This window comes from Cobetia amphilecti, from assembly GCF_032923285.1.
GTDB lineage: Bacteria > Pseudomonadota > Gammaproteobacteria > Pseudomonadales > Halomonadaceae > Cobetia > Cobetia amphilecti.
Map to the genome: position 1 here is coordinate 2,710,617 of NZ_CP136695.1, position 26,195 is coordinate 2,736,811.

The following is a 26,195-nucleotide window of genomic DNA, read 5'->3' on the forward strand; positions in this document are numbered from 1 at the left end:
GCATTCACTGACAGACTGCCTGATCGGCAGCAGCGCCAGCGCTTATTGGGCGTTCTTGAGGCTCTGCATGTCAATCACGAAACGATACTTGACCTTGCCCTCCTGCATGCGCTTCCAGGCATCATTGATGGTGTCGATGTCGATCATCTCGATATCGCAGCCAATGTCGTGCTCGGCGCAGTAGTCGAGCACTTCCTGGGTCTCCGGCATGCCACCGATCAACGAGCCCGCCAGTACACGGCGCTTCATGACCAGGTTGCCGCCCTGCAGCGCGGGGTCCACTTCCTGCACCAGGCCGACGAGGATATGCGTGCCGTCGTACTTCAGGGTATTTAGGTAGGGGTTGAGATCATGCGGCACCGGCACCGTGTCGAGCAGGAAGTCGAAGGTTTCAGTGGCGGCTGCCATCTGCTCGTCATCCGTCGAGACGATCACATGATCGACACCATTCTCGCGCGCTTCCTCGACCTTGCTCTCGCTGCGGGTGAAGAGCGTCACTTCACAGCCCATCGCCTTGGCGAACTTGATGCCCATGTGGCCTAGGCCGCCCATGCCGATCACCCCGACCTTGTCGCCGGACTTCACGCCGTAGTGACGCAGCGGCGAATAGGTCGTGACACCCGCGCACAGCAGCGGCGCGGCCACTGCCGGGTCGAGCTTGTCCGGGATGGAGACCACGAAGCGTTCGCTGACGACGATCTTGTCGGAATAGCCGCCCTGGGTGAGGCTGCCATCGTGACGGTCCGGGCTGCCGTAGGTCATGGTCATGCCGTCGAGGCAATATTGCTCGAGCCCCTTCTGACAGGCGCTGCATTCACGGCAGGAATCCACCATGCAGCCGACGCCGACCATGTCGCCCACCTTGTACTGACTGACGTCATTGCCCACCTGGATCACCCGACCCACGATCTCGTGCCCCGGCACCAGCGGATACTGAGAAAAGCCCCAGTCATTGCGGCCGACGTGCAGATCCGAGTGACAGACACCGCAGTAGAGAATCTCGATGGCCACGTCATCCGGTCGCGGCTGGCGACGCTCGAAGTTCCAGGGCGCCAGGTCTGCCGTTTCGGATGCCACCGCATAAGCGCGAGTCTGGCCGGCAAAATCACCATTGGAAGGGCTTGTCATGGAGTCTCTCCTTGCTTGGCTGAGCGACGGGCAGCCTGACCATCAAAGATGATTCAGCGCCCGTAAAAGGATTCGCATGCCATGCGGCAATCGCGATCATGCCCACTGACCTCTTGCCGACAGCCCGACTTTTCAATGGCTTGGCCGCCCTGCATCACTGTGTTGGTCAGATCGCAACAGCGAGCCACCACGCTACGCGAGGCTTGCAGACACAAGGAAAAGCGACGCAAAACATCAGGCTTCTGATTCCAAATTGATGCCATCAAGCAGCAAAGTTGCCACTGTGTTATCATTCACTTTCACCCCTCACGTCTTGGAACGGAGTCCCGCATGGCGAATACTCGTACTGCTGCAAAGAAAAAAGCCCCGGCTGCTGTCGAAACCTCAGCCTCGCTTGAAGCTCAGATGCAGGCCTTCCTGGACCGTGGTGGCAAGGTGGATGTGATTGAATCCGGTGTCAGCGGCCAGGTCATTGGCGTCAAGCCGACCAAGCCGTCAAACCCTGCTGCCAAGAGCTGAGGCTTGCCATCAAGCCTTGGTGCTCGAACGCGCTGCTCGCCTCACTCAACTGGCGCCTGCCATCGAGTCACTGACCGTGAGAGCGTTGTTCATCGCTAGACCTCCAGCCGCTGCCCTGCATCATCAGGTAGCGGCCGGCTTCTTTCTGGGGAGAGGAAAATCACCTCTTGCCTACCCTTGCTCCTCCCGCCACGGCGACGCCCATGCCAGGATCCTCTTCGCGCGACAGCTCTCTCGACTCCCGCCAGCACTGCGCGCATGTCTCTCGCGACGCGGATGGGGCACGCACACGCCTGGCCGTCTTCATTGATGTGCAGAACATCTACTACACCACCCGCGACACCTTCGGTCGGCAGTTCGATTATCGTCGCCTATGGGCAGAGCTCGAGCGCCTCGGCTCGATTCAGCATGCCTACGCCTACGCGATCGACCGTGGCGACCCCAAGCAGCAGCAATTCCAGCAGCGCCTGCGCGAGATAGGCTTTGAGGTCAAACTCAAGCCCTTCATACAGCGCGGCGACGGCTCGGCCAAGGGCGACTGGGATGTCGGCATCACCATCGACGTGATGGAAGCCGCCCCCGAGGTCGATGAGATCATCCTCGCCTCCGGCGATGGCGACTTCGCCCTGCTGCTGGATCATGTCGCGGCGCGCCACGATGTGACTACACACGTCTACGGCGTCGGAGCCCTCACCGCCCTCGCCCTGATGAAAAGCGCCCATCACTTCCGCGAAGTCGATGAAAGCCTGCTGATGCGCTGACACCGATCGATCGCGTCTCAACCGCGCTCGAATCCTGTCTGTCGCACAAGAAACGCCCGCACGCCCTCAACTAAACAAGAGGATGTGCGGGCGTTTTCGTCTGGGCTACCAGCGGCCTGCCAGGCATTCAGGCTTTACCGCGAACTTGCCGACTAGCTCTGTGGTGCGGCACTCAGCGTCAATTCGATGGCGTCGTGGCGCCAGTGTTCATCATCGCAGTCCACCGCGCGGCCATTCTGATCGAAGTTGATGCGGGTGATGCGTTGCGCGGGACTGCCCTGTGCGGCGTTCAGCGCGGCGGCGGCCTCAGCGTCGAACACCGTGGAGGCCAGCTCGAAGCTCACGCGACTGACACGAATGGCGTATTCGTGTCGATAGAGGTCGGTCAGGGAGTGGGCTCCGAGGTCGAAATCGAGGATGCCCGGGAAGCAGTCACGTCGCAGGTGATGGCAGACATGCAGCACGCGCCGCCCATCGATACGCCGCACGCGAGTGATGCGATAGACCACTGAGCCCTCCGCAATCCCCAGTCGCTGCGCGATCACCGCGTTGGCAGCGACTTCTCCTGCCGCCAGTACCTCGGTGCTGGCCACCCGCTGCTGTGACTCGACCATGTCGCGAAATGGCAGGCACGCCAGCAAGTCATAGCGCAGTCGTGGCGGCGAGACGAACCAGCCCCGCCGATTCTCGCGATAGATACGACCCTCCGCCTCCAGCTGCAGCAGGGTGTCGCGCAGGGTGACCCGCGTCGTGGCAAAGCGTTCGATCATCTCGCGCTCGGAAGGCAGGCGCTGTGAAGCGCGTAGCGGCGCTGCCTCAAGATGGTTCAGCAGCTTGCCCTTGAGCCCTGCCACGGGGACATCCGCGTCAGGAGTTGCCGATGAAGCGGCGTCACTCTGGGGCTCAAGCGAAGATGAAGGCATGCGAAGTTCCTGAAAGATAACGAAAGACAGCAATTTCTGGCGAGTCACTTGCATGACATCCAGGGCGTCCAGGATGGAAAGGGTCAGAGAGAAGCGATTTCTGTGGTCTAGTTCAGATGACCCGCAAAGCTCAGTGCGTCTTTCCAAGACACGCTTGTCGAGACACGCATGAGGAGAATAGTGGCATTGGCGTGACAACTCGGTGACAGCGCAGCTCTGGCTGCCACGCCAGCTCAGCCATCACGTGCAGGCTCATGCCTTGCACGCCTATGGCTGTGGAAGATAGCGAGGACTGGAGCCCGCGGCAAGGCGCGGAGAAGGCACGGAGAAGGTATGAAGGAGGCAGAGGCAGAGCCGCCACCCCATGCCATGACAACGACATGTTGACGACACGCAACTGTCACAGGCGAGCGCTAGAGTCGATCGTGCCTTTCGAACTGAACTAGACCACACAATCTCGGCTGCCTCGGCACTTGCCTGAGCACTGGTCTGATCAATGATCCGAGAACTGGCCTGAGCAATGACCTGAGCACCCGGACGTGCTCTCAGCGTGTCGACAGGGTGCCTGATGCCCGTCACGCCTTACCTTCAGCGCAGCGATTGTTCATCACCTACTGGGGAAATCTCCTTGAAGTCGATTGCCACTACCTCATCCCGCTCCACCGGCCTGCTGGTTTCCACCTGCATGGCCGCCCTGTTGGGCAGTGCCTCCGTCAGTGCCGCCGACATGCCGGCTGACCTTCTCGAGGCCGCTCAGTCCGAAGGCCGTGTCGATAGCGTCGGCATGCCGGACAGCTGGGCCAACTGGAAGGACACCTGGGCAGACCTCGAGTCGAAGTATTCCATCGCGCATAGCGATACCGACATGAGCTCCGCCGAGGAAGTCGCCAAGTTCAAGGCCGAGGGTGAGAACGCCACCGCCGATATCGGTGACGTGGGCTTCGCCTTCGGTCCGATCGCGGTGCAGCAAGGCGTGACCCAGGCCTACAAGACCACGACCTGGGAGCAGATCCCGGAGTGGGCCAAAGACAAGGATGGCCACTGGGTACTGGGCTACACCGGCACCATTTCCTTCATGATCAACAAGACACTGGTCAGCGAAGATGAGCGCCCGACCTCCTTCGCCGATCTCGCCGAGGGTGATTACAAGGTGTCCGTCGGCGCCGTGGGCAAGGCCTCCCAGGCCAACAACGCCATTCTCGCCGCCGCCTTCGCCAATGGCGGCAAGGAATCCGACCTGACACCGGGCCTGGAAGTCTTCGCGGAACTGGCGCGCCAGGGCCGTCTGTCACTGGCAGAGCCGAGCATCGCCAACCTGGAGAAAGGCGAAGTCGAAGTCGCCCTGCTGTGGGACTTCAATGCCCTGAACTATCGCGATCAGATCAACCGCGACACCTTCGAGGTCGTCATCCCGTCTGATGCCTCTGTCACCTCCGGCTACGCCACCATCATCAACAAGCATGCCGCGCACCCGAATGCCGCCAAGCTGGCCCGTGAGTACATCCTCTCCGACGCCGGTCAGCTGAACCTGGCCAAGGGCTATGCCCGTCCTATCCGCGCCGAGCACCTCACCCTGCCTGAGGATATCGCCGCCAAGCTGCTGCCCAACGAGCAGTACGCCAATGCACGTCCGGTCCAGGACTTCGCAGGCTGGGAAGCCAGTGCCAAGCAGTTGCCACGTCAGTGGCAGTCCCAGGTACTGATCCACCAGCAGTGATCCCCGACCTCTGCTTCACGCGAGCAGAGCGCGCACCATCCTGACAGACGGCATCGCCTTTGCGGTGCCGTCTTGAGCTTCACGGAGTCACCATGTCTCAGCGTGTCATTCTTGTCGTGCTCGACGGCCTCAACCACGCCGTGGGTCATCATGCCATGGGCTATCTGAGTGCCCTGGTCGAGGCCGGCCGTGGCCAGTATCAATCACTGGACTGCGAGCTGCCGGCCATGTCGCGCCCGCTCTATGAATGCCTGCTGACCGGCGACCTGCCTGTCGACTCAGGTATCGTCAACAACGGCATCGTGCGCCGCTCACGCGGCATCAGCCTGTTCGACCTTGCCAGCCAGCAGGGCAAGCGCACGGCTGCCGCCGCCTATCATTGGGTCAGCGAACTCTATGTCGCGGCCCCCTTCGTGCCGGCCCGCCATCGCTGGCTCGACAATCCGGAATCCGCCATCCAGGCGGGCATCTTCTACTGGCAGGATCTTTATCCGGATGACCATCTGTTCAGTGACGCCGAAATGCTGCGCCTGCGTCACGACCCGGATTTCCTGCTGGTGCATAGCATGAACATCGACGATGCCGGCCATCGTCATGGCGGCGATACACCGCAGTATCGCAATGCCGCACGGCATGCCGACGTCGCCCTGGCCGACTACCTGCCGGCATGGCTGGAAGCCGGCTATCAGGTGATGGTCACCGCCGATCACGGCATGAATGCCGACCGCTCACACTCCGGCCTGCTGGAAGAGGAGCGTCGCGTGCCGCTGTGGACCTTCGGCAACGCCTTCGCCAACGGCGCCGCGACGGACCTCAAGCAACGCGAACTCTGCGGCACCCTGGCCACACTGCTGGGGCTTGAGCACAGCAAGGCGAGCAATCCGTCGCTGCTGGCGAGCCATGCTGCCACGCGAGGCCTCAAGTGATGTCTGCCGCATTGAAGCGTCGCCTGACCAGCCCCGTCATGTGGCTGCTGCCGTTTGCGCTGATCTTCGGCGCCTTCCAGATCGCGCCGCTGGTGTGGGTGATGATCAGCGCCTTCAAGACCACTACTGGCTGGGGGCTGGCCAACTTTCACGAGATCGCCTCCTCGGCCTTCTTCCGCCAGGCCATCTGGCGCAGCCTCGAGATCTCCTTCATGTCCAGCGTGCTGGGACTGGCGATCGCCGCCGTGACCTGTCACAGCATGCACCGCTGCGGCCCGCGCCTGACGCGCATGATGATCGCCTTCACCAACATGACCAGCAACTTCGCCGGTGTCCCGCTGGCCTTCGCCTTCATCATCCTGATGGGCGCCAACGGCATGCTGACCCTGATGCTGGAGCGCTTCGGCCTGCTCGAGGACTTCAATCTCTACTCGCGCACCGGCCTGATCGTCATCTACACCTGGTTCCAGATTCCGCTGGGCATCCTGTTGCTGTACCCCGCCTTCAGCACCCTGAAGACGGAATGGCGAGAAGCCGCCAGCCTGCTGGGCGCCAATCGCCTCGCCTACTGGCAGCACATCGGTCTGCCGGTGCTGTGGCCGTCACTGGCAGGTACGCTCACCGTGCTGTTCGCCAATGCCATGGGCGCCTACGCCACCGTCTATGCGCTGGTGAATACCAGCTACAACCTGATGACCATCCGCATCGCCAATCTGGTCTCCGGAGACCTGTTCCTGCAGCCAGAACTGGCCAGTGCACTGGCCCTGGTGCTGGTCGTCATTCTCGTCATCGTCACGCTGATTCAGCAATGGCTCATGCGCAGGAGCTACCATGTCACTTCCCGCTGAACTGCCCTATCGCCACGGCAAGCCCTTGCTGCCCAGCCTGATGGCGCGCCTGCGCCGCGTGAATGTCTATACCTTCATCGTCACCAGTGTCTTCGCACTGCTGGCACTGCCACTGATCGCGACGCTGTTCTACGCCCTGGCGACACGCTGGGGCGCCAGCCTGACTCCCGACGCCCTGACCGTGAAATGGTTTCTGGAACTCTGGACCACGCCGCGTTTTCTGGCGGCGTTCGGGCGCTCGCTGCTGGTCGCCGTCGGCGCGCTGGCACTGTCGTTGCTGCTGATCGTACCGGTGGTATTTCTCGCCCACACACGCTATCCGCGCCTGGACAGCGTGATGAATGGGCTGATCCTGCTGCCCTTCGCCGTGCCACCCATCGTGTCATCGGTCGGCCTGCTGCAGCTCTACGCGGGCGGCCCGCTGGCCATCGTCGGCACGCCGTGGATCCTGATCCCCACCTACTTCACCATCGTGCTGCCCTTCATGTACCGCGCTCTGGCCAACAGCCTGCGTGCGCTGGACGTGGCGTCCCTGATGGAGGCCGCTCAACTGCTGGGGGCAAGTCCGCTCAAGGCGTTCTTCCTGGTCGTACTGCCCAATATCCGCGTCGGCATCCAGATTGCCGTCTTCCTGGCCTTCTCGTTCCTGGCCGGCGAATTCGTGTTTGCCAACATGCTGGTCGGCACGCGCTTCGAGACCCTGCAGGTCTATCTGAACAATATCCGCGGCGCCAGCGGCCACTTCACCAGCGCCCTGGTCATCACCCTGTTCGTGTTCACCCTGATCCTGACCTGGCTCGGCAATCGTCAGCCCGCCGAGCAGGAGATGCCCGCGGATGACCCCGACGAGGCGCTGGCCACCACCATGACCGACGGCTTGCCCGGCCCACTGCCGAGCGCCGACCCTGAGCCGCGCCACACTCACCACCAGTCGTCAGACTCCGCACCCCGAGGGGACCGCTGATGCTTGCCATCGACACCGCCACCACTTTCGATAGCCAGAGCGCCGGCGGCCTTCTGACCAGCGCCCTGCGCGAACGCGCCGCCGACCAGCACTACCTTAAGCTCAATGGCCTGGCCAAGAGCTTCGGCAAGACCCAGGTGTTCGCCGAGATAGAGGCCGAGATCGCGCGCGGGGAATTCATCACCTTGCTCGGCCCCTCCGGCTGCGGCAAGTCGACCCTGCTGCGCGCCATCGCCGGCCTCAATGATGTCGATGCCGGCCAGATCATCGTCGATGGTCACGACATCACGTCGCTGCCGCCGCAGCGTCGCGGCATCGGCATGGTCTTCCAGCACTATGCGCTGTTCCCCAACATGCGCGTGGCGGAGAACGTGGCCTTCGGGCTGCGCATGAAGAAGGTGCGCCCGGAAGAGCGCGAGCGGCGTGTCAGCGAGGTGCTCAGACTGGTGGAGCTGACCGATCAGGCGCAGCGTTTCCCGCACCAGTTGTCTGGCGGTCAGCGTCAGCGTGTGGCGCTGGCACGCGCGCTGGTGGTCGAGCCGCAGATCCTGCTGCTGGATGAGCCGCTGTCGGCACTCGATGCACGTATCCGCCGCCATCTGCGTGATCAGATCCGTGACATCCAGAAGAGCCTCGGCCTGACCACCCTGTTCGTAACCCACGATCAGGAAGAGGCACTGCTGCTGTCGGACCGCATCTTCCTGATGCATCAGGGGCGCATCCTGCAACAGGGCAATGCCGAGTCGCTGTATACGCGGCCGGTGGATGCCACGGCGGCAGGCTTCATGGGGCATTACAATCTGATCGGTCGCGAGCTGGCGCGCCCGCTGCTCGGCTATGAAAGCGACAGCCCGCGCGTGGCACTGCGTCCGGAAGCGCTGTATCTGCAACCGGACACCAGCCCCCAGGGACAGCAGGATGAATATGCCAACTTCCCGACCCAGCCCTTGCCGGACAATGCCGGCCCCGGCTGCCCGGGCGTGATTCGTCGCCACCAGCTGCTCGGCAATATCGTGCGTTACGAGGTGGACTGTCAGGGACTGCGCCTGAATGTCGATGTCCTCAATCGCAGCGCTCGGCAGTTATTGCCGCGCCATCTGCGCGTGATGCTGCACGCCGATCTGGATGAGGTTCAGGCGCTGGGCGGTAACGAGACCGCCGCCATGTCGCAGGTGCCCCATGGATGACATCACAGGACTTGCCATCTTCGATCTCGACGACACCTTGCTCGAGGGCGATGCCACGGGGCTTTGGGCCGACTGGTTGATCGCAAAGGGCTGGATCGCCGATGGCGAGGAATATCGCGCGATCTGGGCACAACAGATGCTGGACTACGCGGCCGGTGAGCTCGACATGGAGACCCACCTGACCCACCTGCTGGCCCCGCTGGCAGGGCGCGCCGTCAGTGAGGTCGATGCCGAGGTGGCACGCTTTCTCGATGCCGAGCTGATGCCGCGCCTGTATCGTGAGGGGCTGGAGCGAATTCACTGGCACCGCGCGCAGAATCATCAGGTCGTGATCATCTCGGCCTCGACGGCGCACCTGGTCGCCCCCCTCGCCGAACGTCTGGCGCTGGACGCGGCCCTGGCCACGGCCCTTGAGACCGAGCAAGGCTGCTACAACGGGCGGGCCCGTGGCATTCGCACCTTCCGCGAGGGCAAGCTCGCGGCACTCAAGGCATGGCAACAGCAACATGCAGGCCACAGCGCCGGGGTGCCCAGCTGGGGCTATTCGGATTCACGCAATGATCTGGCCTTGCTGGAGTTCGTCGATCACCCCTTCGCCGTCCACCCGGACCCGACCCTCGCCAGCCTGGCGCAACAGCGCGCCTGGCAGACACTACGTTGGCAATGAAGGAAACCAGGTTGGCAACAAGAAACGCTGGGCTGGGATCGAGAGACTGGACTAGAGTCGAGAGTCCCTGCGCTGGAATTGAGAGAAAGTGCATAATAGGCGACGCTGGGCGTAAAAAAAGGCACTCTATGCCAAAAATGCAAGCATAAAGGAAGCCATGCAATGGCCAAGGTCAGGGTCAGTCGGACCGCACGTGTACCCGATCCCATGCGCGTCAGGCGCTATCTGAAAGCCCCCGAAGTCGGCCCACGCGTGCTGTTCTTCAGTGGCGGTACCGCGCTGACCGGGGCCTCACGCACCCTGACCCGCTATACCCACCACAGCATCCATCTGGTGACGCCGTTCGACTCCGGTGGCAGCTCGGCCAAACTGCGCGACGCCTTCTCGATGCCCGCCATCGGCGATCTGCGTTCACGCCTGATGGCGCTGGCCGATGACAGCGTCCTGGGCCATCCCGACATCTATCGCCTGTTTACCCACCGCCTGCCACGTGAAGCGCGCCCGGAGATGTTACATGCCACGCTGCGCGAGCTGGCGGCCGGACGTCATCCGTTGACCATGGCGGTCGCGGAACCGATGCGCACCCTGATCTGCCATCAGCTGGGCTTTCTCATCGACGCCATGCCGGAAGGCTTCGATCTGCGCGGCGCCAGCATCGGCAATCTGATCATTGCCGGTGGCTATCTGAACCATCACCAGCAGCTGGATCAGATCATCTTCCTGTTCTCCAAGCTGGTACATGTACGCGGCACGGTGCGCGCCGTGGTCAATGCCGATTGCCATCTAGCGGTGACGCTGCAAGATGGTCGCGAGATCATCGGCCAGCACCGCATCACCGGCAAGGAAGTCGCCCCCCTCGATTCGCCCATCGCGCGCATGCGTCTGGCCGCGACGGAGGGCGACCACCATGTGCCCGTGGTGCCGGAGCTGCACGCCAACAATCGCCAGTTGATCGAGTCGGCCGAGCTGATCTGCTTCCCTCCCGGCAGCTTCTACTCCAGCGTGCTCGCCAATCTGCTGCCCAAGGGCGTCGGGCGCGCGGTGCTGGCCAACCCCTGCCCCAAGGTCTACATCCCCAACTGCTGCCCGGACCCGGAGCAGACCGGCAAGCGCATGGATGAGCTGGTCAGCGTGTTGCTCGACACCCTGTGTGCCGACCTCACCGGCCGCATGGAAGACTGCCCCACCGAGAACCTGCTCAACATCGTGCTCCTCGACAGCCAGCGCGGTGACTATCCCGGCGGCCCATGCATCGAGGCGCTCGAGCGCATGGGCATCACCGTGATCGACACCCGTCTGATCAGCGAGCAGAGCGCGCCCTACTACGACAACGAGCTGCTGGTCACCGCGCTGCTGTCACTGGTGTGACACCAACCGCGAGCTACTCGGCCTGAAGTTGCACTGCATGAGTTGCTCGGCAGAAAAAGCACGCCCCCGCCTGCCAACAGCAGACGGGGGCGTTCTTTTTCAGATACGACGTCGGGGCTTAGATCACGCCACGCACCGCGCCGAGGATCACCATCCCCAGCACCAGCTTCCAGGGGGCCAGCGAGAAACGCGTCAGAGCGATGAAGGCGGCCAGCGCGATCACCAGGTCCGTTCGGCTCAGCACGCTGGTGGTCCATAGCGGGTCATAGAGCGCCATGCCCAGCACGCCCACCACGGCCGCATTGGCACCGGCGAGCGCAGCGCGCGCCCCGGCGCGGGCGCGCAGACGCCCCCACAAAGGCGCCACACCGATCAGCAGCAGAATCCCCGGCAGGAAGATGCTCAACAGCGCAATGACGGCACCGAGCAGTGCCGAGCCTCCGCCCACCTGCGCCATGCCGGCCCCCAGCCAGGCGGCAAAGGTGAACAGCGGCCCCGGCACCGCCTGAGCGGCGCCATAGCCGGTGAGGAAGGTATCGGCCGCGATCTGGCCCATCTCCACGGTGGAGGCCTCCAGCAGCGGCAGCACCACGTGCCCGCCCCCGAATACCAGCGCCCCGGTACGATAGAAGATATCGACCAGACTGCCGGAGGCCACCAACGGCAGGCCGATCAACAACACGAAGAACGCGATCAGGCAGTAGCGCGCTAGGCGCGTCGAGACCGGCAATGACAGCCCCGCGGCCTGGGCTTGCTGGCGCCCGGATGCCGCCTTGTCATCACGACACAGCAGGCTGCCGAGCACTGCGCCCATCGCGATCACCCCGACCTGCGCCCAGGCGCTCTGTGCCAGCGCCAGGCCCAGCATCGCCAACAGCGCCAGACAGGTACGCCGCAAGTCCGGGCACAGCTTGCGCGCCATGCCCCAGATCGCCTGGGCGACGACGGCCACCGCCACCAGCTTCAAGCCGTGGATCACCCCGGAGGCTAGCGGCCCTTCGAGGCTGCCCGCCACCAGTGCCAATACCAGCAACGCCAGCGCAGACGGCAAGGTGAAGCCGATCCACGCCAGTATCCCGCCCATCACGCCACCGCCACGCACCATGCCCAGCGCGAAACCGACCTGGCTGCTGGCCGGCCCCGGCAGAAACTGACAGAGCGCGACCAGCTCGGCGTAGGGCTTGTCACTCAACCAGCCTCGCCTGCGTACCAGCTCATCGTGGAAGTATCCCAGGTGGGCAATCGGGCCGCCGAAGCTGGTCAGCCCCAGCGTGAGGAAGGTGCGCAGCACTTCACTGCGCCGCGCCTTGTCGCTCGCAAGCGGAGCATCAGGCGTCACGTGGTCGCGCTCACGACTTGCAGTTTCATCCGGATGTGACATGACGTTTCTCTTGGAGCGGAAAGGAAAGGATAACGATCAGAAATCCAGCGAGGGGCTTAGCAAGAGCTATACGAAAGAATTTTCACTTGCTGACGCTACGGTGACATCAGGTGAATGCGCAATGAGCTGATCCCCGCACCCCTTGCATCACCCACCAGACTATCGCCGCCAGATGACAGGAAGCCCGCCCCATGGTTGGGACGGGCTTCCTGCATGAGGGCTTCCTGCATAAGGGCTTAGGCGTCAGGTGCCCGGTGAAGGCTTTAGTTGGCCGACGTCTCCTGAGTGGAAGCATGCTGCGTGTCCGAGGGCAACGCGATGGCCATCACCGCGCTCGCCGCCACCAGTGCCGCCGACCACCACAGGCAGGCTTCCAGACCATAGGCCTGATAGAGCCAACCGGACAGCAACGTGCCCAGCAGGCGCCCCATGGCGTTGGCCATGTAATAGAAGCCGACATCCATCGACACGCCTTCACTGCGCGCGAAGCGCACGATCAGGTAGCTGTGCCAGCTGGAATTGACGGCGAAGATGACGCCGAACACCAGCAGACCGATGATCAACCACTCAAGGGGTGCCAGCCCCAACAGGATGGCCGCACTGCTGTCGCCACCCTGCTGCGCGTCCAGCAACATGCTCGCCATCAGCGCGGGCAACAACGCCAGCACGCCGGCCAGCAGCACGGTCATCCAGCGCACGCCCGCATCACCGCTCAAGCGACGCGCGATCGGCCCGGTAATGTGCGGGGCCTGGGTCTGCACCCCGCCATAACCGATCACCCACGCGGCCATCAGGATACCGACCGTCCAGAAGTTCCAGCCATGTACCTCGGCCAGATAGACCGGTAAGGCGACCACGAACCAGACATCACGTGCCGCGAACAGGCACATGCGCGCCGCCGACAGCACATTGACCGCCCGCGAGGTCGAGAACATCTCACGAAACGCCGGCTTGCGGCTGGCCTTGCTCTGCCCCAGCGATGCCGAGAGCTTGCGCAGTGACAGCACCAGCACCACGGCCAGCATGAGCCACATGGCCAATACCGTGCCCTGGAAGCCGATGAGACTGAGCGCCGCGCCACCGAGGAAGAAGCCCAGACCCTTGAGGGCATTCTTGGAGCCGGTCAGCAGCGCGACCCAGCGATACAGTGCGCTCTGCGACTGCGCCGCCTGCTGCCCCTTCGGCACCAGCACCTTGATGGCGCTCTTGGCGCTCATCTTGTTGAGGTCCTTGGCGATGCCCGACAGCGCCTGGGCGATCATCACCCAGACCACCGTCAGCATGGACTCCGGCACCAACAGCATGCCGAGCGCCACCAGCTGCATCGCAAGCCCGGCATTCATGGTGCGATTGAGGCCGAGCCGCGCCCCCAGCCAGCCGCCGACGAGGTTGGTGACGACACCGAAGGCTTCGTAGAACAGGAACAGCAGCGCGATATCCAGCGCCGAATAGCCCAGCGAATGGAAATGCAGCACCACCAGCATGCGCAGTGCGCCTCCCCGTCACCAGCAGGTACTGGCGCACCTCATGGGGCAGCTCTCGCAGGCGGGCAAGCATTTCAGCGCTCCCGTGTGCTGGCGTCGGCCAGATCACCCAGGCCCACTTTCAGCGCCAGCTCTGCGGTGCGGTTGGCATAGCCCCACTCGTTGTCATACCAGGCGTACAGCTTAAGCTGGGTACCCGCGACGACCATGGTCGAGGGCGCATCGATGATGCTGGAGCGGGAATCGGTACGGAAATCGATCGACACCAGCGGGCGTGTCTCGTAGCCCAGCACGCCGGCCAGTTCACCTTCCGCCGCGCTCTGCAGCGCCTGATTGACCTCTTCCATCGTCACTTCGCGGTTGAGCTCGAACACCATGTCGGTCAGGGAGGCATTGGCCAGCGGCACACGAATGGCGTGGCCGTTCAAGCGGCCTTCCAGCTCCGGGAAGATGGCGCTGATCGCCTTGGCGGAGCCGGTGGTCGTCGGAATCAGGCTCATGCCGCAGGCGCGCGCGCGGCGCAGGTCCTTGTGCGGCGCATCCAGAATCGTCTGGGTATTGGTGATGTCGTGCACGGTGGTCATGGAGCCATGACGAATGCCGAACTGCTCCTGAATCACCTTGATCACCGGTGCCAGGCAGTTGGTGGTGCAGCTGGCCGCCGTCACGATGCGATGCTGTTCGGCGTTGTAGAGGTGGTCGTTGACGCCCATGACGATGTTGAGCACGCCCTCTTCCTTGACCGGCGCGGAGACCACGACCCGCGCGACGCCCTGCTCGAGATAGGCGTTCAGCACCTCGGTGCTCTTCTTCTTGCCGGAGGCCTCGATCACCACATCGCAGCCCGACCAGTCGGTGTCACCGATCTCACGCTGGCTTGAGAATGCCGTGCGCTGACCATCGAGGGTGATGGAATCCGCGTCGCTGGTGATACCGGCGCCCGGCGACCACTGGCCATGCACGGAATCGAATTCCAGTAGATGGGCGAAGGTCGCGGCATCGCCACCCGGGTCATTGATGCGCACCACGTCCAGCGCGATATCCTCGCGCAGCTTCCACAGCGCGCGCAAGGCGAGACGACCGATGCGCCCGAAGCCGTTGATACCGACGCGCAGGGCCGGCATGCCCTCCGGCACGCTGATGGACGAGGAATAGGACGGAGCGCTATGAGCAGGACACATGGGCATTTCCTTGAGAGTGTTCGAAAAGATTCGGCTAACGTTCTACGGCCTGTGCGCTCAGCAGCAGCGCACAGGGCGGTTGGGCATCGTCTCCAGCCACGCCACCCAGCGCGACACCTCGCGGGCGTTGGCCTGACAGAGAGTCTCGAGAATCTGATGGCACCAGGCCGGCAGATCAGGTGCCAGGCGGTAGTGCACCCACTGGCCACGCCGCTGGCTGGTCAGCAGGCCAGCATCTCTCAGCTGGGCGAGATGCCGCGAGACCTTGGGTTGGGAGATGGGCATGGCGCGCTGCTCCAGCAGCCAGATAAGCTCACAGACACACAACTCTTCCATCTGGGCCAACAGCTGCACGACGGTCAGGCGAGTGTCCTCGGCAAGGCACTTGAAGACCTGCAACGGTGTCAGGCAGGCCGCCATGTCTCCCACTCCATCAATAACGTCATTGGTTGACTGTTTCATGGCGATGTCCTCGCGTATGCCTGAGCCACCTTGCTCCCCTCTCGATTCCCCCACCCGATTCCCTCTCCCGCCCCCCTCTCACCGGCACCTGACGCATGGCGAGGCAGGTTGCCTGCCAGCCGGCTGAAGCGCGGAGACATACGAAATATCATATATGTGTTTTTCCATATATCAAGTGACACATGCATGACAGTTGGATGACAGCCGGCGCCTGAATCGATGGCAGCGATGGAGATCGAGTGGAGGGGGAATGGAGGACAAATAAAGCGCGATCAGAGTGTCGCTTGGCTCGATGTACCAGCGGGTAGCCGGTCACACCATCGCCACTGTTGCGCAAACGGCACGCATATGTTGCCTGGCCTCAAAAGCGAATGCGCTTGCGAACAAAAGTCGAGCGGCGTTAGTGTGTGCCCATCAAGCACACCAAGTGCCCTTTTGAATCACGCATCCCTCGTGATGCACAGGAGAGACAAATGGCGGATTTCGCACAAGTCGTCGATAGCAACTACACCCAGGAAGTCATCGAGAGCGAGCAGCCGGTGCTGGTCAAGTTCTGGGCACCGTGGTGCGGCCCGTGCAAGATGCTCGACCCGATCGTCGAATCCATCGCCGAAGAACAGGGCGATGCCCTCAAGGTTGTTGCCATCAATGTCGATGATGCACCGGACCTCGCCGCCCAGAATGGCGTCCGTGGCCTGCCGACCATCGCGCTGTTCAAGTCCGGCGAGAAGCTCGAAGCCCTGACCGGCGTCCAGCCGAAGGAAAACTTCGACGCCATGATCTCGCGTCACGCCTGATCGAATCGGCCGCTGGCCGCAAGGCCCTGACGCTGCAATAAAAACGCCCTCCATGAGGGCGTTTTTTTGGTCTGCACGGTGCTTTAGGTTACTCTATGCCCATGATTTTTCAGGCAATTATCGTCATAGAGAAATTCCTGCCTTCAAGATATCGCTGACCGCGACAGTAACACCAGCATTACCACGACAAGGAAACATTGATGCCTGACCCCGTCCGTTCGACCCGAAATCTGGGCATGGTCGCCCTGCTTACCGGCCTGCTGACGGGCTGCGCCAACGGCCATACGACCCTGCCGGCCACCACCTCAGCGCTCAAGGCCGGGCCTGCCTACGGTGAAATGCGCTCTGTCGCCGTCATGCAGATTCGCCCCGGTAATGTGGCGGTGACGCCCAATGGACAGGTCTTCGCCACCATCCACCCGATGGATGGGGATCACGACGTGCAGCTGGTCGAGATCACCGGCCAGAACAGCTATCGCGCCTGGCCCTCCCCCGCCTTGCAGACGCATGCCGGCCGCTACAGCGATGCCACCATCGATTCCCCGCTGGGCATCTATCAGGATGGCCAGGGCGGTCTTTGGATCACCGACATGGGGCTGCATCTGGGCAAGACCCGCCTGTGGGGCTTCGATATTGCCTCGGGCAAGCTGATCACCAAGCTGACTCTGCCGGCGAATATCGCCCCCGAGGGCAGCTTCGTGCAGGACCTGGCAGTGGACCGCAGCCGCGGCGTGGCCTATCTGGCAGACATCGCCAATCCGGGCTTGATCACCGTCGACCTAGAGAGCGGAGAGGCCACCCGCTTCAGCGAGCACCCGGCGCTTGAGGCAGAACCTGGTGCCAAGCTCAAGATCGATGGCAAGGCCGTCCAGTTCAATGGCAAGCCTGCCCAGGTCGGCGTCGACCCGATCACCCTGTCCGGCGATGGCGAGACGGTCTTCTTCGGCGCCATGACCGGCCACAGCTGGTACAGCGTACCGGCCAGACTGCTGCGCGAAGGCGCCGATCACGCCACCATCGCCGCTGCCATCACGCGCGTCGGCGACAAGCCCGTTTCCGATGGTGCGGACACCGCCGGTGGCACTCACTACTTCACCAACCTCAATCAGCACGGGCTGGATGTATTGGGCGCCGATGGCAAACTGACGCCGCTGGTGCGCGATGAGCGTCTCGACTGGCCGGATGGCGTGCGCATGGCGGCCGACGGCTGGCTCTATGTCACCGTCAATCAGCTCGACAGCACGCCGTCCTTCAATGACGGCAAGGAAAGCGGCCAGGCGCCGTACCGTATCTTCAAGGTCTGGCCCGTCGACAATTGAGTCGATAATTGAATCGGCAATAGAGAGGTCGGTCGCGTCGACCCTCTGAAAGACAACGCCCGCATTCCTTGGTCAGGAATGCGGGCGTTGTCTTTCTGCAAGGCACCACATCAGTCGGGCTGTCGGAATATCACGAACTCATGCTCACATTGCGGGCAATGCCCCGAGTAGACCGCCCCGGACTTGCTCAGGCGTACGCTGTGATGCTCGCAGGCCGGACAGCCCTGCTTGAGTGATGTGTTGGCGTTGCAGACCTGACATTTGACGTAATAGCCGTAGGGGCCGTAACGCCCCAGCAGTGCATCTTTTTCCTGACATTTCTGGCACTGGACTCGCACTTCCTGTGGCGCTTGCGTGGTGGCGGAAGCCTTCAGGCGTGCGGTGATTCTGTCGAGGTGCTCGCTCAACTGTGGCGAGGCCAGACATGCTTCAGGCACTGGCGACCCGACAAGTGCCTCGGTCGGCAGCACTGGTGTTTCGGCTCTGGTTTCAGCTTTGGGCTTGGCGACGCTCTCGGCGCTTGCCTTCGCCTCATTGACTGCCTCGGCGGCGGGGATGGCAACTGCCGCTGCACTCGAATCGCCTCCCTGCCTGGCCATGGCGCGCGGCTTCTTATTACAGCGCCCCTGGCTGCCGCGCTCCTGTTCGCCACGCCCATTGCTGCCAGGCGCATTGTCGCCAATGCCATTGCCGCCATGAGCACTGTAGCCCGCGCCATTGTTAACGAGATTTTTGCTACCGAGGTCTTTGTTAGCGAGGTCTTTGTTGGCGAGGACTTTGCTGGCAGATTCGCGGATACCACCCTCATTGACCGCCCATCGACTCGCAGCACTGTCAGCGGCATCAGGCGTCTTCGCTGCCGGCGGCGGGCGACGACTCACCTCGCGACGGACGCTCTCGACGACATGCGCGCGACGCGAACGGGCGTCCTGCTTGAGCAGGAACTCGCTGACACGCTCAAGCTCATCCTTGGTGAACTCCGGACGCGTATCGAACAGCAAGGCACGCTTGACCATCGACCGCGCCCCGATCAGGCCACTGACCTGCTCGTGGAGAAACTCCGGCTTCACCACCTGAGCCGAGACCCCCTTGGCCATATCGTCACGGTGCACAATGGCATTGCTCGAGACGGCGCACAGCACTTTCCATTGTCGACCGGCAAAGCCGCCTTGCAGCCCCAGGGTCTTGTTCATCAAACGAGTGCGATGCTCGATCAACAGGCGCTTGAGAATATCCTGCTGCAATTCCGCCTGACGCAGTGGTGACTTGAGCCCAGACCAATTGCCTCGATAGCTGCGCTGCCATTCACCTGCCGCATTGACCCTGACTTCACCAGTGATGCTTTTCGACTCGATGATGATGAAGCCGAAGGGATGCATGACCAGATGATCGATCTGGGCATTCTCCTCACCATGTTTCAGTCGCAGATCATTGAAGATCACGACCTCGGGGTCGTCCCCGAAGGCACGCCGTAGATGGAAGGCCACATCCTCTTCCTGGCGGTGACCATACCTGGCGCGCTCATCGTCGCCACTGTAGACCTCTTTTTCCTTGGCTATCATCTGCTCGTCCCTGAAGCGCTGATTACATCCTTGTCAGCCCAATATATCGCTATTGCCCGTAAATACGCCATGCAACATGCGTCAATAAACAGTTTTCATCAAGAGATTATAAAGTTTATTTAAATCAGCCCGACTCCACTGCCATGCTTCAGGTGCGGGATAATCGTTAACACTCTGCGCCAGGACATATCCGCGCCACTTTACGCGCTGTTGTCAGGACAAGTCTGGGGCGCCAGACATCAGCCACTCACAGCGTCAGGCGGGTGGCGAGAAACTCGACGAAGGCGCTGATGCGCGGCGACAGCGTACTGTTGCGGTAATAGACCGCCTGGATCTGCTCGCGGGGGTTGGGACTCTGGATCTGGCCGGGCAACACTTCCACCAGAGCGCCGGTCTTGAGGTCATTGCCCAGCATGAAGCGCGAGATCAGCGCGATACCATGCCCCGCCAGGCACAGCTGACGCATGACTTCGCCACTGGTGGTCGGCAGATGAGGTGTCGTGTCAAAGCCCTGTGCGGAACCCTTGAGCGGCCAGCGATTGAGACGACTGGGGGGCAGGAACCCCAGCAGCTGATGGGTCTGCAGCGCCGCGACACTGGACGGCACGCCATGCTCGGCCAGATAGGCAGGGCTTGCGACCAGATGCAGCGTGGAGCGCCCCAGCACCTTGGCGTGCAGCGTGGAATCATCCAGCTCGCCGATGCGGATGGCCACATCGGTACGCTGTTCCAGCAGGTTGATGATGTCATCGGCCGCTGACAGCTCCAGCGCGATGCCGGGATAGCTGCGTGAGAACTCCGCGACCAGCGGCACCAGCTGATGCAGCACGAAGGGGCTCGCGGCATCGACGCGCAGCCGGCCACTGGGCTGATCGCGCTGCTGCAACAGAGCCTCTTCGGCACTGCCGAGCAGCAACAAGCCCTCGCGCACGCGTTCGACGAAGCCGCGCCCCTCATCGGTCAGCGCCACGCTGCGTGTAGTGCGGTTCAGTAGCGGCGTTTCCAGCTCACCTTCCAGGCGCTGGATGGCCCGCGATACCTTGGCCACCGGAATGTTCAACCGATTGGCGGCGGCGCTGAAGCCCCCGCTATCCACCACGGCCAGTAGCAACTCGAGGTCATCCGAACGGCTGCGCATGCTGCGATCTCCTTGAAAGTGCAAGATGCATGGTCCCATGCATCTTTGCAGAAATCACAATAATCATCCGCATCATGATCGCTTCTGCAATATGGCTTGCCGATCAAATCACTCAGCAAAAGGATGTCGCCTAGAGCCCACCACGGCGGCGTTCGCCGGGGCGCAACATCCTGACGCGTGCCTTGGGGGTGCGCCGCGGCAATGCCGGAGGCGCCGGCGGTGTCTCCAGCTGACCCGAGGGCGAGACATCACTGGCGCCGATCGAGCCGCCCAGCGTCGTCGCGAATTCCGAGCGCTGACGAGGCCTGCCATCTGGCGCGGCGTGCGCACCCTCGCGACTCTCCCCGCCCGTGCCCGCTGCCTCCGACGGATCCTGATCATGCCTCTGGCCGTTGACTTGCGAAGCCAGCGGAGGCGGCGGAATGATCACCCAGGCAAAGGTCGGCAAGGTCAGATGCCAATAGATCGCCGGCAGGCGAATCGCCAGTATCAGCAAGATGGCAGCGCCAGTGGCCCACGCCAGGCCAACGCCCGCCTCGAGAAGCGCGATATAGAGAATGCCACCCGCCAGCGACGCCGAGGCGTAGATTTCCTGACGCAACACCATCGGCACACGGCGCGCGAGCACATCGCGGATCATGCCACCCGCCACGCCGCTCATGGTGCCCATCAAGACGGCCACGATGCCATCCACGCCCAGCATGCGCGCCTTGTGTGCGCCCAACACCGTAAACAGCGCCAACCCGAAGGCATCAGTCACCGGCAGGAAAACCCGCGTCAGGCGGTGGATATAATGAAAGCCCAGCGTCGCCACCATTACCGTCAACAGGATGACCCACAGATAGATCGGCTGCTCGACCCAGAACACCGGGCCGATTCCCAGCACGAGATCACGCAGCGTACCGCCGCCGATACCAGTCACGGCGCCCAGCACCAGCATGCCGATCGGGTCCATGCGTGAACGGCACGCCACGACGACACCGGTCAGGGCAAAGATCATCACACCGGCCAGGTCGAGCCAGGTTATCCAGTTCATTCTCGTGAAGCCTCCTGCAGTGCGCTGGCGGGCGCATGAAACAATGGCGTGTATGCTTGTCGCGAACCGTGATGGCACTCTCTGCCAAGTCGTCTGCTGCGATGGCGTTTCGGCGCAGCGGCGCGATCATACTCCCTTTTGCGGCTTTTTTTGCGCCCTCGACATCATCCGCGCCACCTTCAGAGAGCGCAGGATGATGAACCGCCTCAGGGCGTGGCCTGACCACGGCGGGCGGTCGCGCTGGGCGGCTCACCGAATCGCTGACGATAGGCACGCGAGAAGTGCGCCAGATGCGTGAATCCGACGCCGAGAGCCGCCTGGGAAACGCTGCGACTGCTGTCGGCCAATACGCACCGCGCATGATCCAGGCGCATGCCGAGATAGCGCTGCTTGGGCGTTTCCTCAAAATGCGCCATGAACAGACGCGTCAACTGGCGCTGGGATTGGCCGACCAGACGGCAGATGTCGGGGATCGTCAGCACCTGGGCAAGATTGGCCTCCATCACGGCCAGCGCCTTGACCACACTGCGTGGCAGCGAATCGTCTCGAGTACTGACAGCAGCAGGCGACGCCAGATGCCCGCGCTGATGCACCAGCTGCCGCCCGACGGCGTCCGCCAGCGACGGCCCGTACAGAAACTCGATCCACGCCAGCATCATGTCGATACTGGCCGCGCCGCCAGAGCCCGTCAGCCGCTCGCCCTGCCATTCATAGTCGGCCTGACTGATCTCGAGTTGAGGAAATTCCTCGCGAAAGGCCGGCACGCTCTCCCAGTGCAGGGCGACCCGATGACCGGCGAGCACCCCGGCGCGCGCCAGAATGAAGGGGGCGGTATCCAAGCCTCCCAGCCAGGCGCCATGGGCTGCCAGATGACGAATCACGCCACGCGCCAGGCTGCCGACGCTGACTTCCGGTCCGTAGGATGACACCACCATCAGGCGCGTTTGCGCCCCACTCTGGCCACCCGACGACGGCTCATCGACTAGAGACGACAAGGCGCCATCGACGTCGATGCGCACGCCATTGCTGGCCACGACAGCCTCGCCATCACTGGACAACAGGCGCCAGGCGAACAGCGGCCGTCCAAAGCGATTGGCGACCCGTAGCGGTTCCAGCAGGCAGAACAACGTCAACATCGAGAAGCGCGGCACCAACCAGACATTCAGCGTGTGCTCGGCGGCCCCCGGCGCCAGCAGCGGCGGTGAATCCGGGCGCGGATACGGCGCAGAGAGAGGCTCCGGCGCCGTCGCTAGAGGAAGCATGCGGGATTGCGAGGGCCGTTCAGAGTGTTCAGACGGTTTTGACAATTCAGACCGTGCTGACAGTTCAGAGGATTCAACTGGTTCGGGTGGCGGTTCAGACATGTAGCAAATTTCATCAACTTGCGGCCATTTACCTCAACCTTACCCGTGTCAGGCACTTGAGGTAAGTGGCACGGGGTTGAAACCCGAGAACGGCCTAAGCGACGCTAGCCGGCGAAGGCTCGGCCCAGCGCTTGCGGATCCTGCTGAGCAAACAGCTCGCAGCGATCTCGTCCCGAGGCCTTGGCGCGATAAAGCGCCTCATCCGCCTGCTTGAGAATGGTCTCGAAGCTGCAACCCTGGCCGGTGCCTGCAGCAGAGACCCCGATACTGATGGTGACAATACCATGGCGTGAACTTCCCGCATGCGGTAGCGCCAGGTCGCGAACATGGCGGCGAATCTCTTCTGCGCGCGCTAATGCTTGTTGCGATGAACTGGATGGCAGCAGCACCACAAACTCTTCTCCCCCGAAGCGCGCCACGATATCGACATCAGGGTGCACACTTTCGAAGATGGCCGTCGCGATACGCTTGAGACATAGGTCCCCTTTCACGTGACCATAGTGGTCGTTGTAGGACTTGAAATGGTCGACATCGATCATGGCCACGCCGTATTGAAGACGGCTGTCAACCTGCTTTCCGAGCAGCGAACTCACGAGACTGTCGAAGTGACGCCGGTTATAGACTTCGGTCAATGGGTCGATCGAGGCCAGGCGTCGGAACTCTTCATTCTTCTCGGTGAACTCCTCGACCCTGAGCTGCTCACGCAGCAACAGCAGGTAGGAAAGGCGCTCGGCCTTTTCGCTGCGCAGATTGGAAATGATCGAAAACAGCGTGATGGACAAAAACACCATCAACGCCATGAAACCCGCCGAGGCATAGGGCGCAGGATGGGCATTGACCAGATACAGCATCACGCCGAAATGGAAGGCCGAAGAGCACAGGGCATACCAGAAGCGCAGCTGAAACAGGACATTGCCCACCAGCACGATAAGGCCAAGTGCGAACAGATCGAGGAAGGAATGTGGCGAGACTGACAACTGGATCAACAGGGCGGTGAAGATCATCGCGAAGCACACCAGCGCAGTCATCAACATCTCACGCAATACCGGCGAGACACCCCGCTTGAGCAGGTAGATGCAGATCAAGGCGATGGGCGTCATGACCCCGACGCGAATGACGATGGCCTCCAGCATGTGGTCTGGGCGAAAGCGCCAGTCATTGAGCAGAAACAGCACATAGATACTGATCGCCACCGCGCCCATGCAGGCGAGCTTGTGACTGCGCGCGACATGGATATCGTGCTCGAAGCGCGCTTCTATCTCGGCCGGGAAATGCACTCCCAGACCGCCCTCACGCTGTATCTGTCTGTCCACCTGCACCATCAGATCATTCATTCACGTCCCCTCCCTTGAGGACAGCCAATCAATGATCTCACTCTATACAAGGCGACACGGATCAATAAGCGATCGGGCGCAAACGTGACAATCGTTCACAACCTTGTGAAATGCCTGTCCAAGTTTAATACAACTTCTTGATCGAGCCCAGCGCTCGACTACCAGAGCGGAGTGCCCCTCGACATCCCTCCGCTCACGATATTCCCTGCGCAATCTCAGCGCTTGAGACTCCAGGGAGCGGCGATGCGGAAGAAGCGCAACGCCACTGCCTCATCCACCGGCCGTGTCAGTAGCGACACCAGCACGAAGACCGGCAGGTTGAGCATCAGTCCCCAGAAACCGGCATGCAAGCCTAGCGGATGTGGCCACACGACGGTAAACAGCACCGTGACCACGAAGCCGGCACTGATGCCGCTGATGACACCTGCCGCCGAGGCACGTGGCCAGAAGAACATGCCCAGAAATGCCGGCAATACCTGAGAGGCAAAGCCCAGCCCGATCAAGAGAATCATCACCAGATTGCCCGGCTCCCAGATCGCCAGGGGTGCCACGATCAGAAACATCACCGGGAAGATCAGCCAGCGCGCCAGCTTGCCAGCGCGTTGGTCATCAAGCTTCAGGCCCGGCTGCAGCACATCACGACTCAGGCTCAGGGCTACCGAGTGAATGAAGGGCTCGCTGGAGGACATCGAGGCCGCCAGCGTGCCCGCGCCCAACAGGCCCACCAGCCAGACCGGCATGTTGGCCATCGCGTATTCGAGCACCACGGTGTCGGCGCGCGCAAGCTCCGGCAGGCTGTAGATACCAATGAAGCCGACCACCACCAGCGGCAGGATCACCACATAGTAGGTCGGCAGCCAGCTGGCACTGCGGCGGATGGTGCCGGCGGAGGCGGCGCTCATCCATTGGGTCCATACCGGCGGCATGAAGGACAGCATCGAGACGATGATCGAGGTGGTCCAGAAGCTGAAGCTCATGTCGCCGCCGGCGCCGGGCAGACGCAGATACTCCGGATGGCTGGCCTCAAGACGCGTGAACACGCCACTGAAGCCCCATTCGCCGGTGGAGAGATAGGCCGCCCACAGGCCGATTGCCCAGGCAACGACCAGCATCAACACGCCCTGGAAGGCATTGGTGCGCCCGATGGCGCGCTGGCCGCTGACGAACAGATAGACGGCAATCGCGCTGAGCACCAGCAACACGCCAGCCCAGAGCGGAATGCGCCCGCCGCTCATCACCAGCAGGATGTAGGCCGAGCCGATGGTCTGCAGGACCGCATAGGCGATGGAGGCAATCGACATCACCAGCGCCGACAGCGCGCCCAGCAGAGGGCTCTGATAGCGGTCCGCGATCGCGCTTGCCTGGGTGACATGCCCGAACTGCTCGCCGAACTTCCACACCTTGGGGCCGAAGTACCAGGCCACCAGCGCCAGATAGGCCAGATAGATGGCGACATAGAACACCGGCACGCCCTTGCTGTAGGCCCAGCCCGGCGCGCCCATGAAGGTGTAGGCACTGACGCTGCCGGCGGCGATCAACAGATAGAGCGTCACGGGCCCCATCGAGCGTCCGGCGACCCCCCACTGCTCCAGCGTGTCCATGCGTCGGCCACCCCGCGCGCCGAGACCGATGGCCATGGCGAGGACGACATACCCCAGGGTGACCAGCAAGGGCACGCTGTCATGCACGGACGAAAAGGCATTCGGATCGATCACGCGGTGCCTCCGTCTCTTTCGCCAGCGGACGCTTTTGACAGCGGGTCTGCGCCGTGGCGGCGGCGCAACAGGCAATTGCCCAGCAACATCGCGCCACTGCAGGCGAAGATGATCAGGTAACTCCAGATGATCAATGACGGCATGCCCCACAACAGGGTCTGCTGATTGATCCAGCCGATCACCGGCCAGATACCCATCACGACCAGCAGCAGGAAGATCACCAGCAGGCACCAGCCCCGCCAGGTCGAGGGCACGACGAGGCGCGGCAAGGAACAGGGAGTCTCTACAGCCCGGGCATCAGGCTGAGAGGAAGACGGGGTGTCAGGCGCGGCCAAGACGATCTCCGATGTGAACAGGGAGTGAATGAAAATTCTCGGCGCGCAGTGTAGCCGCTGCGCCCTGCCCTGTGGAGTC

General features: G+C 62.5%; 22 protein-coding genes and 2 pseudogenes. 11 read left to right on the forward strand and 13 right to left on the reverse strand.

Features of this window, described 5'->3' with window-relative positions; all coding sequences use genetic code 11:
• Window positions 1-42: 42 nt before the first annotated feature.
• Complete coding sequence (locus tag R1T44_RS11575) at window positions 43-1,128, reverse strand: NAD(P)-dependent alcohol dehydrogenase (protein WP_284726993.1); 1,086 nt, start codon at window positions 1,126-1,128, stop codon at window positions 43-45.
• Window positions 1,129-1,458: 330 nt separating this feature from the next.
• On the opposite strand from R1T44_RS11575, the gene R1T44_RS11580 reads away from it, so the two are divergent.
• Both R1T44_RS11580 and R1T44_RS11585 read left to right on the forward strand, forming a co-directional pair.
• A complete protein-coding gene (locus tag R1T44_RS11580) occupies window positions 1,459-1,647 on the forward strand; it encodes a hypothetical protein (protein WP_084589604.1) in 189 nt (62 codons plus the stop codon).
• 203 nt (window positions 1,648-1,850) lie between these two features.
• Entirely contained in the window at window positions 1,851-2,408 is a 558-nt protein-coding gene (locus tag R1T44_RS11585) for a LabA-like NYN domain-containing protein (RefSeq protein WP_317292081.1), read from the forward strand.
• A gap of 152 nt (window positions 2,409-2,560) precedes the next feature.
• Here the strand turns inward: R1T44_RS11585 and R1T44_RS11590 are convergent, their stop codons facing one another.
• Window positions 2,561-3,331 carry a UTRA domain-containing protein gene (locus R1T44_RS11590; RefSeq protein WP_317292082.1) on the reverse strand — a complete coding sequence of 257 codons (771 nt, stop codon included), beginning with the start codon at window positions 3,329-3,331 and terminating at the stop codon, window positions 2,561-2,563.
• Window positions 3,332-3,959: 628 nt separating this feature from the next.
• Here R1T44_RS11590 and R1T44_RS11595 point away from each other — a divergent pair.
• From R1T44_RS11595 to R1T44_RS11625, 7 genes are all read left to right on the forward strand, one after another.
• Complete coding sequence (locus R1T44_RS11595) at window positions 3,960-5,048, forward strand: ABC transporter substrate-binding protein (RefSeq protein WP_225996643.1); 1,089 nt, start codon at window positions 3,960-3,962, stop codon at window positions 5,046-5,048.
• Between the two features lie 92 nt (window positions 5,049-5,140).
• The gene (locus R1T44_RS11600) at window positions 5,141-5,974 is read left to right on the forward strand and encodes an alkaline phosphatase family protein (RefSeq protein ID WP_153635957.1); all 834 of its coding nucleotides are present in this window, start codon (window positions 5,141-5,143) and stop codon (window positions 5,972-5,974) included.
• Window positions 5,974-6,822 (forward strand): ABC transporter permease, encoded by an 849-nt coding sequence (locus tag R1T44_RS11605; RefSeq protein ID WP_153635958.1) that lies wholly within the window; start codon window positions 5,974-5,976, stop codon window positions 6,820-6,822. The genes R1T44_RS11600 and R1T44_RS11605 overlap by 1 nt, the downstream gene beginning before the upstream one ends.
• A complete protein-coding gene (locus R1T44_RS11610) occupies window positions 6,806-7,786 on the forward strand; it encodes an ABC transporter permease (protein ID WP_242007639.1) in 981 nt (326 codons plus the stop codon). Before R1T44_RS11605 ends, R1T44_RS11610 begins: the two co-directional genes overlap by 17 nt.
• On the forward strand, window positions 7,786-8,973 hold the full coding sequence (locus R1T44_RS11615; RefSeq protein WP_131432210.1) for an ABC transporter ATP-binding protein: 1,188 nt from the start codon (window positions 7,786-7,788) through the stop codon (window positions 8,971-8,973). The genes R1T44_RS11610 and R1T44_RS11615 overlap by 1 nt, the downstream gene beginning before the upstream one ends.
• On the forward strand, window positions 8,966-9,640 hold the full coding sequence (locus R1T44_RS11620) for an HAD family hydrolase (RefSeq protein WP_317292083.1): 675 nt from the start codon (window positions 8,966-8,968) through the stop codon (window positions 9,638-9,640). The genes R1T44_RS11615 and R1T44_RS11620 overlap by 8 nt, the downstream gene beginning before the upstream one ends.
• A 162-nt stretch (window positions 9,641-9,802) precedes the next feature.
• Window positions 9,803-11,008 (forward strand): GAK system CofD-like protein, encoded by a 1,206-nt coding sequence (locus R1T44_RS11625; protein WP_153635959.1) that lies wholly within the window; start codon window positions 9,803-9,805, stop codon window positions 11,006-11,008.
• 118 nt (window positions 11,009-11,126) lie between these two features.
• Here R1T44_RS11625 and chrA read toward each other — a convergent pair whose 3' ends face one another.
• The 4 genes and pseudogenes from chrA to R1T44_RS11645 all read right to left on the reverse strand — a co-directional run bounded on the left by chrA (window position 11,127) and on the right by R1T44_RS11645 (window position 15,516).
• A complete protein-coding gene (chrA, locus tag R1T44_RS11630; RefSeq protein ID WP_317292084.1) occupies window positions 11,127-12,389 on the reverse strand; it encodes a chromate efflux transporter in 1,263 nt (420 codons plus the stop codon).
• A 263-nt stretch (window positions 12,390-12,652) separates the two neighbouring features.
• Window positions 12,653-13,946: pseudogene (arsJ, locus tag R1T44_RS11635) on the reverse strand (organoarsenical effux MFS transporter ArsJ).
• A gap of 1 nt (window position 13,947) precedes the next feature.
• Complete coding sequence (locus tag R1T44_RS11640; protein WP_153636890.1) at window positions 13,948-14,997, reverse strand: ArsJ-associated glyceraldehyde-3-phosphate dehydrogenase; 1,050 nt, start codon at window positions 14,995-14,997, stop codon at window positions 13,948-13,950.
• Between the two features lie 114 nt (window positions 14,998-15,111).
• Window positions 15,112-15,516: a metalloregulator ArsR/SmtB family transcription factor gene (locus R1T44_RS11645; RefSeq protein ID WP_242007640.1), complete on the reverse strand. Its 405-nt coding sequence runs from the start codon at window positions 15,514-15,516 to the stop codon at window positions 15,112-15,114.
• Between the two features lie 473 nt (window positions 15,517-15,989).
• On the opposite strand from R1T44_RS11645, the gene trxA reads away from it, so the two are divergent.
• Complete coding sequence (trxA, locus tag R1T44_RS11650) at window positions 15,990-16,313, forward strand: thioredoxin (RefSeq protein WP_054557199.1); 324 nt, start codon at window positions 15,990-15,992, stop codon at window positions 16,311-16,313.
• Between the two features lie 200 nt (window positions 16,314-16,513).
• Window positions 16,514-17,632 carry an L-dopachrome tautomerase-related protein gene (locus tag R1T44_RS11655; protein WP_153635962.1) on the forward strand — a complete coding sequence of 373 codons (1,119 nt, stop codon included), beginning with the start codon at window positions 16,514-16,516 and terminating at the stop codon, window positions 17,630-17,632.
• Between the two features lie 110 nt (window positions 17,633-17,742).
• On the opposite strand, the gene R1T44_RS11660 is transcribed toward R1T44_RS11655, so the two are convergent.
• From R1T44_RS11660 to R1T44_RS11690, 7 genes and pseudogenes are all read right to left on the reverse strand, one after another.
• The gene (locus tag R1T44_RS11660) at window positions 17,743-19,194 is read right to left on the reverse strand and encodes a nuclease-related domain-containing protein (protein ID WP_153635963.1); all 1,452 of its coding nucleotides are present in this window, start codon (window positions 19,192-19,194) and stop codon (window positions 17,743-17,745) included.
• Window positions 19,195-19,441: 247 nt separating this feature from the next.
• Window positions 19,442-20,332: a LysR family transcriptional regulator gene (locus R1T44_RS11665; RefSeq protein ID WP_153635964.1), complete on the reverse strand. Its 891-nt coding sequence runs from the start codon at window positions 20,330-20,332 to the stop codon at window positions 19,442-19,444.
• A 415-nt stretch (window positions 20,333-20,747) separates the two neighbouring features.
• A pseudogene (locus R1T44_RS11670) lies at window positions 20,748-21,368 on the reverse strand (trimeric intracellular cation channel family protein); the annotation flags it as partial.
• Window positions 21,369-21,574: 206 nt separating this feature from the next.
• Window positions 21,575-22,630 carry a GlxA family transcriptional regulator gene (locus R1T44_RS11675; protein ID WP_153635966.1) on the reverse strand — a complete coding sequence of 352 codons (1,056 nt, stop codon included), beginning with the start codon at window positions 22,628-22,630 and terminating at the stop codon, window positions 21,575-21,577.
• A 206-nt stretch (window positions 22,631-22,836) separates the two neighbouring features.
• Window positions 22,837-24,066: a GGDEF domain-containing protein gene (locus R1T44_RS11680; protein ID WP_153635967.1), complete on the reverse strand. Its 1,230-nt coding sequence runs from the start codon at window positions 24,064-24,066 to the stop codon at window positions 22,837-22,839.
• A gap of 215 nt (window positions 24,067-24,281) precedes the next feature.
• Window positions 24,282-25,703 (reverse strand): sodium:solute symporter family protein, encoded by a 1,422-nt coding sequence (locus tag R1T44_RS11685; protein ID WP_242007813.1) that lies wholly within the window; start codon window positions 25,701-25,703, stop codon window positions 24,282-24,284.
• A gap of 74 nt (window positions 25,704-25,777) precedes the next feature.
• Window positions 25,778-26,050: a hypothetical protein gene (locus tag R1T44_RS11690; RefSeq protein WP_197738654.1), complete on the reverse strand. Its 273-nt coding sequence runs from the start codon at window positions 26,048-26,050 to the stop codon at window positions 25,778-25,780.
• Between the last annotated feature and the right edge of the window lie 145 nt (window positions 26,051-26,195).

Coding starts and splice junctions, on each gene's coding strand:
- R1T44_RS11580 (WP_084589604.1), top strand. CDS start 1,459: ATGGCGAATACTCGTACTGCTGCAAAGAAAAAAGCCCCGGCTGCTGTC.
- R1T44_RS11640 (WP_153636890.1), bottom strand. CDS start 14,997: ATGCCGGCCCTGCGCGTCGGTATCAACGGCTTCGGGCGCATCGGTCGT.
- R1T44_RS11610 (WP_242007639.1), top strand. CDS start 6,806: ATGTCACTTCCCGCTGAACTGCCCTATCGCCACGGCAAGCCCTTGCTG.
- R1T44_RS11665 (WP_153635964.1), bottom strand. CDS start 20,332: ATGCGCAGCCGTTCGGATGACCTCGAGTTGCTACTGGCCGTGGTGGAT.
- R1T44_RS11625 (WP_153635959.1), top strand. CDS start 9,803: ATGGCCAAGGTCAGGGTCAGTCGGACCGCACGTGTACCCGATCCCATG.
- R1T44_RS11605 (WP_153635958.1), top strand. CDS start 5,974: ATGTCTGCCGCATTGAAGCGTCGCCTGACCAGCCCCGTCATGTGGCTG.
- R1T44_RS11620 (WP_317292083.1), top strand. CDS start 8,966: ATGGATGACATCACAGGACTTGCCATCTTCGATCTCGACGACACCTTG.
- chrA (WP_317292084.1), bottom strand. CDS start 12,389: ATGTCACATCCGGATGAAACTGCAAGTCGTGAGCGCGACCACGTGACG.
- R1T44_RS11645 (WP_242007640.1), bottom strand. CDS start 15,516: ATGAAACAGTCAACCAATGACGTTATTGATGGAGTGGGAGACATGGCG.
- R1T44_RS11680 (WP_153635967.1), bottom strand. CDS start 24,066: ATGAATGATCTGATGGTGCAGGTGGACAGACAGATACAGCGTGAGGGC.
- R1T44_RS11655 (WP_153635962.1), top strand. CDS start 16,514: ATGCCTGACCCCGTCCGTTCGACCCGAAATCTGGGCATGGTCGCCCTG.
- R1T44_RS11675 (WP_153635966.1), bottom strand. CDS start 22,630: ATGCTTCCTCTAGCGACGGCGCCGGAGCCTCTCTCTGCGCCGTATCCG.
- trxA (WP_054557199.1), top strand. CDS start 15,990: ATGGCGGATTTCGCACAAGTCGTCGATAGCAACTACACCCAGGAAGTC.
- R1T44_RS11575 (WP_284726993.1), bottom strand. CDS start 1,128: ATGACAAGCCCTTCCAATGGTGATTTTGCCGGCCAGACTCGCGCTTAT.
- R1T44_RS11615 (WP_131432210.1), top strand. CDS start 7,786: ATGCTTGCCATCGACACCGCCACCACTTTCGATAGCCAGAGCGCCGGC.
- R1T44_RS11585 (WP_317292081.1), top strand. CDS start 1,851: ATGCCAGGATCCTCTTCGCGCGACAGCTCTCTCGACTCCCGCCAGCAC.
- R1T44_RS11590 (WP_317292082.1), bottom strand. CDS start 3,331: ATGCCTTCATCTTCGCTTGAGCCCCAGAGTGACGCCGCTTCATCGGCA.
- R1T44_RS11660 (WP_153635963.1), bottom strand. CDS start 19,194: ATGATAGCCAAGGAAAAAGAGGTCTACAGTGGCGACGATGAGCGCGCC.
- R1T44_RS11685 (WP_242007813.1), bottom strand. CDS start 25,703: ATGGCCATCGGTCTCGGCGCGCGGGGTGGCCGACGCATGGACACGCTG.
- R1T44_RS11600 (WP_153635957.1), top strand. CDS start 5,141: ATGTCTCAGCGTGTCATTCTTGTCGTGCTCGACGGCCTCAACCACGCC.